The 10,364-nt window shown below is 40.6% G+C and carries 13 protein-coding genes; 6 read left to right on the top strand and 7 right to left on the bottom strand.

Annotated features, from left to right (window positions below; genetic code table 11):
- Positions 1-205 (top strand): hypothetical protein (locus tag B9G53_RS28015; RefSeq protein ID WP_217901561.1); only part of this gene is annotated, 205 nt, incomplete at its 5' end.
- 236 nt (positions 206-441) lie between these two features.
- On the opposite strand, the gene B9G53_RS11280 is transcribed toward B9G53_RS28015, so the two are convergent.
- Entirely contained in the window at positions 442-777 is a 336-nt protein-coding gene (locus tag B9G53_RS11280) for a XisI protein (RefSeq protein ID WP_094532215.1), read from the bottom strand.
- Positions 765-1,181 (bottom strand): XisH family protein, encoded by a 417-nt coding sequence (locus B9G53_RS11275; protein WP_094532212.1) that lies wholly within the window; start codon positions 1,179-1,181, stop codon positions 765-767. The genes B9G53_RS11280 and B9G53_RS11275 overlap by 13 nt, the downstream gene beginning before the upstream one ends.
- 235 nt (positions 1,182-1,416) lie before the next feature.
- On the opposite strand from B9G53_RS11275, the gene B9G53_RS11270 reads away from it, so the two are divergent.
- From B9G53_RS11270 to B9G53_RS11260, 3 genes are read left to right on the top strand one after another with little or no spacing between them, the layout of a single operon-like run.
- Complete coding sequence (locus B9G53_RS11270; RefSeq protein WP_254923631.1) at positions 1,417-2,184, top strand: vWA domain-containing protein; 768 nt, start codon at positions 1,417-1,419, stop codon at positions 2,182-2,184.
- Positions 2,185-2,190: 6 nt separating this feature from the next.
- A complete protein-coding gene (locus B9G53_RS11265) occupies positions 2,191-2,964 on the top strand; it encodes a protein phosphatase 2C domain-containing protein (RefSeq protein ID WP_094532208.1) in 774 nt (257 codons plus the stop codon).
- Between the two features lie 8 nt (positions 2,965-2,972).
- Entirely contained in the window at positions 2,973-5,162 is a 2,190-nt protein-coding gene (locus B9G53_RS11260; RefSeq protein ID WP_094532206.1) for a WD40 repeat domain-containing serine/threonine-protein kinase, read from the top strand.
- 1 nt (position 5,163) lies between these two features.
- Here the strand turns inward: B9G53_RS11260 and B9G53_RS11255 are convergent, their stop codons facing one another.
- The 5 genes from B9G53_RS11255 to B9G53_RS11240 form a co-directional block, all read right to left on the bottom strand.
- The gene (locus B9G53_RS11255; protein WP_094532204.1) at positions 5,164-5,436 is read right to left on the bottom strand and encodes a hypothetical protein; all 273 of its coding nucleotides are present in this window, start codon (positions 5,434-5,436) and stop codon (positions 5,164-5,166) included.
- A 63-nt stretch (positions 5,437-5,499) separates the two neighbouring features.
- Positions 5,500-6,717 (bottom strand): AAA family ATPase, encoded by a 1,218-nt coding sequence (locus B9G53_RS11250; protein WP_094532202.1) that lies wholly within the window; start codon positions 6,715-6,717, stop codon positions 5,500-5,502.
- 68 nt (positions 6,718-6,785) lie between these two features.
- A complete protein-coding gene (locus B9G53_RS11245) occupies positions 6,786-7,844 on the bottom strand; it encodes a DUF6744 family protein (RefSeq protein WP_094532200.1) in 1,059 nt (352 codons plus the stop codon).
- Between the two features lie 58 nt (positions 7,845-7,902).
- Positions 7,903-8,064, bottom strand: coding sequence for a hypothetical protein (locus B9G53_RS27345; protein ID WP_176453181.1), 162 nt, complete (start codon positions 8,062-8,064; stop codon positions 7,903-7,905).
- 73 nt (positions 8,065-8,137) lie between these two features.
- Entirely contained in the window at positions 8,138-8,608 is a 471-nt protein-coding gene (locus B9G53_RS11240) for a hypothetical protein (protein WP_094532198.1), read from the bottom strand.
- 546 nt (positions 8,609-9,154) lie between these two features.
- Here B9G53_RS11240 and B9G53_RS11230 point away from each other — a divergent pair.
- Both B9G53_RS11230 and B9G53_RS11225 read left to right on the top strand, forming a co-directional pair.
- Positions 9,155-10,030 (top strand): alpha/beta fold hydrolase, encoded by an 876-nt coding sequence (locus B9G53_RS11230; protein ID WP_094532194.1) that lies wholly within the window; start codon positions 9,155-9,157, stop codon positions 10,028-10,030.
- The gene (locus B9G53_RS11225; RefSeq protein WP_094532192.1) at positions 10,027-10,278 is read left to right on the top strand and encodes a hypothetical protein; all 252 of its coding nucleotides are present in this window, start codon (positions 10,027-10,029) and stop codon (positions 10,276-10,278) included. The genes B9G53_RS11230 and B9G53_RS11225 overlap by 4 nt, the downstream gene beginning before the upstream one ends.
- The last annotated feature ends 86 nt before the right edge of the window (positions 10,279-10,364 follow it).

The raw sequence follows: 10,364 nt of genomic DNA, 5'->3' as shown, positions 1-10,364 counted from the left end.
AAGGTCAACAAAGACAACCCTAATACCTAATCCTAAATATTCTCCTTTTCATTCTCTTGGATTTGCTCAGTTCTCCATTCTCTGGGTTGCTTCTTCCTGCTCTTTTTCTGATTTTCTTAATCAACTTAGTCTAGACTCCAGTAAGGGTAAGGGAATTGGTATTAGTTCAGCTAGTCTAATAGTCCGAATCAATGGCATTCCCTGATCTCGGCAAATGGAAATTATCACCATTCTCTCGGTCGAGTCTGCTTCTGGCAATATTTCAAGGCACAGCTTTAGTCTATCTTGATCTAGGTCGGTTGCTGGATTAGTCATGGCGTTTTCGCTAATGGACATATGTTTTTCTCCATCAGCACGGGCGCTAGCCTTATTTAATTTTCTGTCGATTTATCTCGCCGTAAGTGCTATCAATCCCCTATCAATAGCACTTACCAAGTCACTTTAAGCAACTCCATAGTCTGTGTATGGACGCTTATAAGGTGGTTGCAATCCCAACACAATGTCTTGTCTCGATACTCCCATTGCTATCAATTCTTCCGCAGGATTTTGGTCTGTTAAGTTCTGTTGTAGCCATATCTTGCCGTCTTTAATATCAAAATGCATTACACATCGATATACTCGGTTCAGTTCTTKCCARCCGATATTCAACCATTGATAATGATCTCTCTCTACATCAAAGATTAACTGKACTTCTACCTCTTCATTGGATATATCTCCRCTCACGTACTGAGTCAATAACTTTTGGATATACTCGCGGTATTTGCTTACTTTATCCATTTCACAATCTCCTCATTTAYTGGGTTATATACAACTAGCAAAATCTGATAGCGTTGTACAGCAGTTTGCGTAAACTCTAGTTGAAAAAATGTCTGATATACGTCCAATGGTACTGCTAAATACAGTGTTCTACTTGGTTCGTTTGCTTCGATCGCTAGCCGATAACTCAAGAATTGTCCCATTGCTGAGTAAAAATCGGTAATTGCTGATGGGTTTAAGAAGCTTTTGATCTCGACTGCTATTTTTTCTCCTAGTCTCTCTGCGGCGACWATTTTCTCTGCTCCTAAATCTACTTGAAAGTTCACATCCCCAAATTTGAATTTCAAAGGGTCATCTGTTATTACCCATTGTTCTTTTTGCAGTGCTTTTTTAACGGCTTCATGGAACAGATCTCTTGCTGACATAAGTTTAAGGATTTAGTAGTTCTTCAAGTAACGCAGCAATAAAACAAAAAATTATGAGACTTAGAGACTTAATATTTTCACTTAATTTTACTAAGTTTATACTAATTCAGCATTATTTCTTGTATGATGAAATGAATAAATATACAGAAACCATCGATCGTATATGTCTTACACGGCTGAAATAAGCAGAACTAACCCATCTTGCTTTTTATTTTTAATCGATCAATCAGGATCAATGGCTGACACCTTTGGGGCGGGAGAATCTAGCAAATCCAAGGCTGATGCAGTTGCTGATGCTATTAACAACCTCTTGCGTAATCTAACAATCAAGTGCGCTAAAGGGGAAGGAATTCGTGACTACTATGAAGTAGGGGTTATTGGCTACGGTAGCTCAGTTGGTAGCGCTTTCAAAGGCGAACTAGCAGGTCAAGGTTTTGTGCCAATTAGCCAAGTTGCAAATAATCCTTTCCGCGTAGAAGAGCGTATTAAAAAGATTGACGATGGTGCAGGTGGACTTGTTGATCAAAAAGTACGATTTCCTGTGTGGTTTGAGTCTTCAGCAGGTGGTGGGACACCAATGTGCCAAGCTTTAAACTTGGCAAGAGGTTCATTAACTGATTGGCTAAATCAGCACCCAAGTAGTTTTCCGCCAATCGTGATAAACATTACTGATGGTGAATCCAATGATGGAGATCCTACCAGTGAAGCAGAGGCAATTAGAGAACTTTCGAGTGATGATGGTAACGTCTTGCTTTTCAATCTGCATCTTTCTAGCCAGCGCACTAAGCCAGTAGAATTCCCAGACAGTGTTGAAACCTTACCTGATGAATATGCGAAGCTTCTTTTTAGTTTATCTAGTCTCCTACCTGCGTATATGCAAGACTTTGCTAGACAAGAAAATTATTCAGTTTCAGAGAAGACACGCGGCTTTGTTTTCAATGCTGATATCGTTTCAGTAATTCGATTCTTAGACATTGGAACTCGCCCTAGTAATCTTCGTTAAATTGATATGAAACCTGTAGTATCTAAATTTACAGCGCCTAAAGATGGCAACTCCAAAACAGAAAATGAAGACTCGTACACTATCTCACCTGAGCCATCAAGGACAGATGGAGCATACTGCTATGCAGTTACAGACGGTGCTACAGAGTCTTCTTTTGCAAGAGAATGGGCTAGGGAACTTGCCATAGCTTACCGCAAAGGAAAGCTATGTAATAAAGCAGCATTCATCACGGAAAACCTCTTAAAAATACAGAAAAATTGGCAACAAGAAATTGACAGCAAGGAAAGTTCTCTTCCTTGGTACGCTTTAGAGAAAGCACAAAGTGGAGCATTTTCATCTTTGATAGGACTGAAAATCTATAAACAAGGAACATGGGAAGCTATTGCAGTAGGGGATAGTTGTCTATTCCAAATTAGACGAGATCAACTAATAACAAAGTTACCAATAGAACATTCCACAGAATTTAATAATCGTCCTTTTTTAATCTCAAGTCTTAATTCTAAAAATTCTCAACTTGCTCAAAATACTAAATTTTTGGAGAATAAATGGGAAGTTGGCGACTCCTTTTATCTAATGTCCGATGCTATTGCTTGTTGGTTCTTGCAACAAGACGAACTTGGTAAAAAGCCTTGGGAAAGAATTGGAATTGCTGGAGAAGACAGACGACAAGAAAGAAAAATGAAAGAACTTTTTCTGCAAAATATAATTGACGAACTGAGAGAAAACAAACAAATTCGTAATGATGACGTTACTTTAATTATTATTACCTTGGAGAGTTAAGAAGGTATATGTCCATACCAACTCTAGCCGAATATCAGGATGCAATTCAAAATCCATCTTTTTGCTTTGCAGATTCAGAGCTAAAAAATGGACAACCACAGCTTAATAATTTAGGATTACCCCTTCCCATTACTGGCGGTTTTGCAAGCGTATATCAAATTACTAATGGTTCTAACAAGTGGGCTATTCGTTGTTTTTTACGCGAGTATGCTGATCAACAAAGTCGATATGAGAAGATCCATAAGTTTTTAAGATCTATCTCATCACCATATCTCATTGATTTTAACTATCAGCCTCAAGGAATCAGAGTCCAAGGGAAGTGGCTACCAATTTTAAAAATGCAATGGCTTGAAGGTCAGTCATTAAACACTTACATTAAATCAATACTGAATAACCAAGCAGCTTTACAAAGACTTGCAGACGACTGGACTACGTTAGTTAAAAGCTTAAAATCTATTGGCATAGCTCATGGAGACTTACAGCATGGTAACATTTTAGTCTGCAATGGAAAACTCAAATTAATTGATTATGATGGAATGTTTGTGCCTACATTAGCTGGTCAAGGCAGTCATGAAACAGGACATCCTTCTTATCAACATCCACAAAGAAGTGGGAAAGATTTTAATGCAGAAATTGATAACTTTGCAGCACTTGCAATCCATACGGCTATTCTGGCGGTGAAGTGTGAATCAAATCTCTGGTGGCAATTTAATAATGATGACAATATGCTCTTCAGCCGAGAAGATTTTGCTAATCCTTCTCAGTCACAAGTTTTTGCTATGCTTTGCCGACTACCTGACAGGGAAATAGTCAGACGAGTAATGGCACTTCAGCAAGCCTGTACTGATCCAGTCAGTAAAGTTCCAGATATTGATATCACAAAATTCAAATCAAATACTCCTGATTGGGTAATTGATCAGATGCTAATTTCTGTGCAAGAAAATGCAAAAATTAGGGCAAATAGATTTGCATTTTCATTTAAGATGCTCTGGAAACGCCCTGGTATGGGATATGTAAAGAAACTAAAGCAAGTACCTGTTTATCAAACTAAAACTCGAACTGTAACCAAAACAAGAACTGTTACAAGACCCAGAATGGTTACTAAAACTAGAATGGTTCAGAAAACAAGAACTGTTAAAAAAAGAAAAGCTCATATTCCATTTTTTCTGCTTGACGATCTTTTTGGACATTACTATGTTGATGAAATAGAGACTTACTATGTTTCAGAAGAGTATAAAGAATCAGAACTACGCCAAGAAACAGAGCAATATCAGGATACAGAAACCTATACTGAACAGGTTGGTAGCCGTAGTGTTGAGGAGAGAATAAGTCAGTATATTTCTGGTCACGAAAAAAGTGTAAAATCTGTTGCCTTTTCAGATGATGGCAGCCTTTTGATATCTGGAAGCTATGATAACTCTGGCTTAATATGGAAATGTGAGACGGGCAAAATAAAAGCAAATTTAAGTTTTCATAGCCAAAAGATAACGGGATCGGCAACTGTAGGGAAATATTGCTTTGCTACATCATCATGGGATAAGACTATTCAGATTTGGAGTAATTCTGGACAGAAAATAAGAACTTTAAGAATAGATATTAACTCTCGTTTTTACGCAATTGCTTCAAATGCTGATGGTACTCAAATCGCTGGCGGACTTGGACAAAAACAAGTTCGGCTGTGGGATGTTAGTTCAGGTAACGAAATTCACTGTTTTAAAGGACACACGCGAAAAGTTCTCTCTGTAGCATTTTCACCCGACGCTAATTTCATTGTGTCTGGTTCATCAGATCTTAGCATTAGAGTTTGGAATATCAGACAAAAAGAGTGTAAGTTCGTTCTCTATGGTCATACTGATGAAGTAAATATTGTTGCAGTATCACCTGATGGAAAATTAATTGCTTCTGGTGGGAACGATGGCACAGTTTTCATATGGAATGCAAAAACAGGTAATCAACTAATGAAAATCAATGCCAAAGCTTCAGAAGTTTATGCCCTAGTTTTTTCGCCTGATAGCCAGTATGTAATTTCTGGTGGTTCTGATCATATAATCCGATGCTGGGATGTTAACTCTGGAAGAGAAATTGGTCATTTAGACGGTCACTCAGATTCAATTAGAGGACTAGCAATTTCTACAGATGGCACAAAACTTGCATCTTGTGGAGATGATCAATTAGTCATATTGTGGACTCTGAAATAAACTACTCTAAAGATTGAGCATTCAAAAATTGTTCGCTCATCTGTTGGTGGATGGCAATCCAGATTTTGTTTTCGGGTTTGATGGCACTGTCTTCGAGTCGGTTGGGTTGGCGATCGTACAGGCGGTGATAGGTTTCGCTGACAAAGGTTTCAAAGTTGTAGATTTTGTGATCGCCTTCTTTGATGACTTCACTTAGTCTGGATGATTTTTCTTTGAAGTCGGTAACATATAGTTCTGTCCATTTGGGGATTAGATACACTAATGGTTCTTGCATTTTGGTTTTCCATAAAATTAGAGAGCAGGTAGTCTGCTCTCTTTTGGTTGATTTAATTGGATTCTATGCGCCGTACATGATTTCGCTGACTTTGGCGAGTAATGGTTTCTTCTTGGCTTCGATTTCGGCGATCGCTTGTTGAGCTTTCTTTGCCTTGTGTGGATGTTGGGCAATCAGGCTTTGCAGTCTGTCAATCATGTTTCGCATATCGGACAATACTCCAGACCCTTCAGTTGCCCAATCGTCTTGCTGTTTCTTGGTGCCATAGATGGGACAGTTACCTAAGTCTGAAAGCTTTTCGGTGATGGCAGCGAGGATTTCTTGGGCTTGGATGTTCACGGGATTGCCTACTTTGGCAACGATTTTTCTGATCAGTGTCTGCTCTCTAGGATGATTCCAGATTACATGGTTGAGAATCTCGAAGCTGTCTTCGCTTACTTCGATTTCTTCTTGCAGATAGGCATATGCTTTGAGAATGGTGACAATCTGCACGTATTTTCTGGTGCTGACGATGTAGTTTTCTTTCTTTAGTTCTCGTTGCAGGTCGATCAGGGAGTCAATCACTGGGGCAGAAAATGTCACGTTTTTCACATCGGTTTGCATTTGCTCTAGTTCGGCTAGGCTCAGCATGGTGGTGATTTTGGGTGAGTAGATGTTGCCAGTCTTGCGAAGCAGCAGTATTCGCAGATCTTCATCGCCCAAGTAATCCACCATGTACCGCAGGCTCAGCCGATCCCAAAATGCTCCATCTTCTTCTCCATCTAGGAGTTCGTTGGAGCAGCCAATCATGGTGATTAATGGAGCCTGGAGTTTGGTTTTGCCGTTGAGAAATTCTCGTTCATTCATTAGTCCTAGTGCGGAGTTACGAACAATGCTATTTGCTTTGCCGATTTCATCCATGAGCGCTAGGTGCGCTTCGGGTAACATGGCTTCGGTGTCGCGCACGAATTTACCTTTTTGCAGTTCGGCGAGGTCGGGTGCTCCTAACACTTCTTCGGCGACGGTAGTTTTGGTCATCAGGTAATGGAAGAAGGTGGTTCCTGTGATTGCATCGGAGACTGCCTTTGCGAGTTCAGTTTTGCCTGTGCCTGGTTTTCCTCCTAAGAAAATGTGCATTTTTGCCAGCAGTCCCACCATAATCAGGTCGATCGCTTCGCTACGGTCTAGGTAAACGTTTTGCAATTGTTCTCGCAGTTGTTGCAATTTCTCCAAAGGCGATTTATTGGTTACGGTCAATGCAGTGGTATGTCCATTGTTCTGGGCGATTTCGGTAGCTATCATTTTTCAGTTCCTCTTGATATTTGATATTGAATAGGGAGTAGCGCGTTGGCTACTCCCGAGATCCTTCGCTAGAAGCCGAGATCAAATAGGTTGTCTGGGTTCTCTTCTGTTGTTTCAGGAATTAGGCTGGTTTCAATGGAGTTGGTTTCTTCTGATTCACAGATACTTGCTTCTGCTTGATGGGATTGCGCTTCTGGACTTTCAACTACTGTATTTGTCGCAATTTCATCCAATACGTTCAGGCAACGTTGGCGCAGTTTGGCGAGTTTATCGGTCAGAGCATCGGAACGAAACTGCAATAGTTCAGACAGCATTTTGGTTTTGTCTTCGACTTCCCGATATACCTTGAGTTGGTTCTTCAGGGTGCTACCTTTGGTCTCTGATACTTTTTGAGGATCTAGCAGCTCGTCTAGGTAACTGGACATTGACTGCACTTCCTTTTCAAGAGATTGCCTCGCGATGATGTCCATATCACCAATACCTGCGATCGGCATCCAGCGGATGTTGTTTTCTTTGTGGATCAGGGGTAGCAGTTCTCGGAAGGCGGTTAATTCTAACCGATAGCTTCTTGCCACAAAGTATGTGCCACCTCGTTCTCGAAATGGCACTCCTGCTTTCTTCACAAATTCGGTCAGCATGGCACGGATTTCTTTGCTGGTGATTTCTTGGCTCCATGTGTACCATTTGTCGAAGGTGGTTCTGGCGATGTCGATCAGGGATTCATTGTCACTACTCCAGTCTTCTCGGTTCCAATTGCTCGTCTCGTTGCTTTTATCAAAGCTATAGGAGGCGAGTTGGCTATAGCGCAGCTTTTTGTCCTTCTCGTTTTTGTTCTCTAAGACAAATCCATAGACTAGTACGCCGTTATTGGAGATTTGGCGGATGAGAAGGTTTTGATTGCTCAGTTGGGTCTGGGTTTTGGTGCGGGCATTTTTGAATGCACTAAGTTTATTAGGAATTTCGGGGAGGTAGCTGAAGTCGAGATTGACTTGCTCGGCGGCAAGTTTCAGAGTGGCTTCACTTAGTCTGGTTTCGGCACTGATTGACCATGCAATTAGGTCGCCTAAATATTCGGCTCCTTTGTCAATCAATGCTTGCTGCGTGGCGATCATGGTGGCTGTGTTCATGGCTTTTATTTTTGACTGTTAGCTTTTGGCTTTTGGGGTGTTGTAGATTGAGGCTGAACTAAGCGGTAAGCGCTAATTGCTTCCTTTTTCTAAATTGGCGACGGAGTTGCTTGTGGATGCTTTTTGGGTACTTTTTTTCTGAATTATGCTGTTCTGGTTGGTCAGCGATCTCTAGTCGCAATCGTCCGCACAGGATGCTTTTGTATCTTTTGGTGGTCATATTTGACTCCATAACAAATTAGCCTCCTGATTTACATCAGGAGGCTTTTGGATGTTGCATATTGGGATTGGATTTAGTCTGGCTTATCTACGGCAAATTCTGCTTGCAGTCTGTTTTTGTTGACTTCATAGGCTTGTTTAGCGGTCAGGAATGGATGGGCGATCACATAGGAGCTAAAGCCGCCATCGGTGCGGATAAAGCAGACTACAACTTGGTTGTCAGGTTTATATTCCCTGATCTGTCTCTTCTCTTCCTTTTGGAATGGGTTGGGATATCCCGATTCTTTGGCAATGCGATCTGCTGTGGCTTGGCTTAGATAGCAGCCATAGCTTTCGGAGTTCAGCCATTTTTGATAGGGGCTGATGCCGATTTGCGATTCTTTCGATTTGCTGACATCAATGATGATCGCTCCTCTTCCTTCGCTTTCATAGCCGTGCCATGCTACTGCTAGCAGTAGTTCAAGGTTTACACGAATAAATTCCACATGGCTTTGCCGCGATTCGCTGCCACTGGGTAAGTCAGATTCATTATATTTCCACACCATTACTTGGCTCTACTCCTTATATTCGTCACGAAACTCCTGCTAAGGACTTTTGACAGACCTTTGTGATAGAAAATTAGCTTACCCATACTCTTGTAGTAGAATGGGCAAGTTTAGTTCAATTGCACTGGTTTATATGTTTAAATTTTTCAGTGCAGTCTTGTATTTTTCCACTTTCTAGCATTTGCTGAATTGTTCCAGATTTTGAAGGCAAGAAAGCCACTGCATCTCGATTGCATTCGATAATTTTGCACCCATAATAGTCTTTGAGCCTAGATGCTATCTTTTTTATTGATAACTTGAAACTCACTATTACATAATATTTGCTATTTTTATACAGTGACATTTGGCAATTTTCTTTGTTCATTTTTACATCTCAAATCTTCACAGACTTTTAGCGATAGCGCATTTTTCTGAAAGCCTTCAAAATTATGATGCGAACTCGGAAGAATTTGGATAAGCTAAGATTGAGTTACAGCTTTGCTTTATTTTCTTAAGTACCTGAAAAGTTTTTTAGCCTGTAGTCTACTCAAATATTGATGACGTATTATGACCGATCGCCATACGATTGAACTGCCAAATTTACAATTGTCATATCTATCTTGGGGACAGGGGAAAGAGCCTGTCCTATGTTTACATGGCATGGCGGACTGTGGCTTAGTTTGGTCACATTTTGGGCAGTTTGTTACGTCTCAAAGCGATCGCTATTGTGTTGTCGCTCCCGATCTACGTGGACATGGAGAAAGTACCAAACCTACTGATAATTACTCCTTTGAGAGCATTATTGATGACTTAGAAGGCTTAATGCTATCTCTAGGATGGCAAAGTGCTCATATTATTGCTCATTCATGGAGTGCCAAAACTGTTTCCCTTTGGGCACAACAATCACCACAACGTTTTCGTAGTTTGATTTTTGTCGATCCCTTTTTCATGGGACGTTTCCCTTGGTGGGTAAGACTTACTTTTCCTCTTTTCTATCGCGTCTTACCTTTCTTAAAAATTGTGGGCACATTCCCTACCTACGCCGAAGCCGAGAAAATTGCTCGAACCCTTAAACAATATCGTGATTGGACTCCATTCCAAGAAGCTGTCTTTCAGGCTACGATTGCCGAGCAACCAGATGGTTCTTGGCGCAGTAAGTTCCCCGTCCAAGCACGAAATCTTATTTTTGAAGCAATTTTAGGAATCGACGGGCTAAACCAATCCATCACTGTACCAACTCTTTTTGTCCAACCAAAGCAAGGGCTAAACCAATCTGAATGGCAGCTTAAACCCTATAAAATCTACTGCTCAAATCTCCAAATCTGTAAAGTGGATGGAAACCATTGGGCTTTTTTAGTCGCTCCAGCATCTTTTGATGAAGCGATTCTCCAATTTCTATCTAACATTCAGCGTGAGTTAGGAGATTGCTCAAAATCAGTATGAATTTACCTCAATGCCCAACTTGTCAAATTTATCGCAATGGTTGCTCAGTACATCCTCAAGGTGTTATGGGAAATGATTGTCTTGATTTTCGACTGAAGTATGAAGCAGGATTTACCCCACAGATGACCAGTGAAGAGCAATGGCAGATTTTCAATACACACCCAATCTTTTCAGGAAAGTGTCCTCAATGCAGCCATATTTATGCCCAACTTAGGGACTTGCGAGGAAATAAGATACCAATCAATTAGGAACAATGGTTATATCCCATTTGGGTAAAGTATCAGAACGTTGCCAAAATGGAAAATACTGTTTCAAGTCTTCTGGTAGAAGTTTT

This window comes from Pseudanabaena sp. SR411, from assembly GCF_002251945.1.
Lineage (GTDB): Bacteria > Cyanobacteriota > Cyanobacteriia > Pseudanabaenales > Pseudanabaenaceae > Pseudanabaena.
Note: the sequence above shows the minus strand (reverse complement) of the source record. Positions and strands in the feature narration are given on the sequence as shown.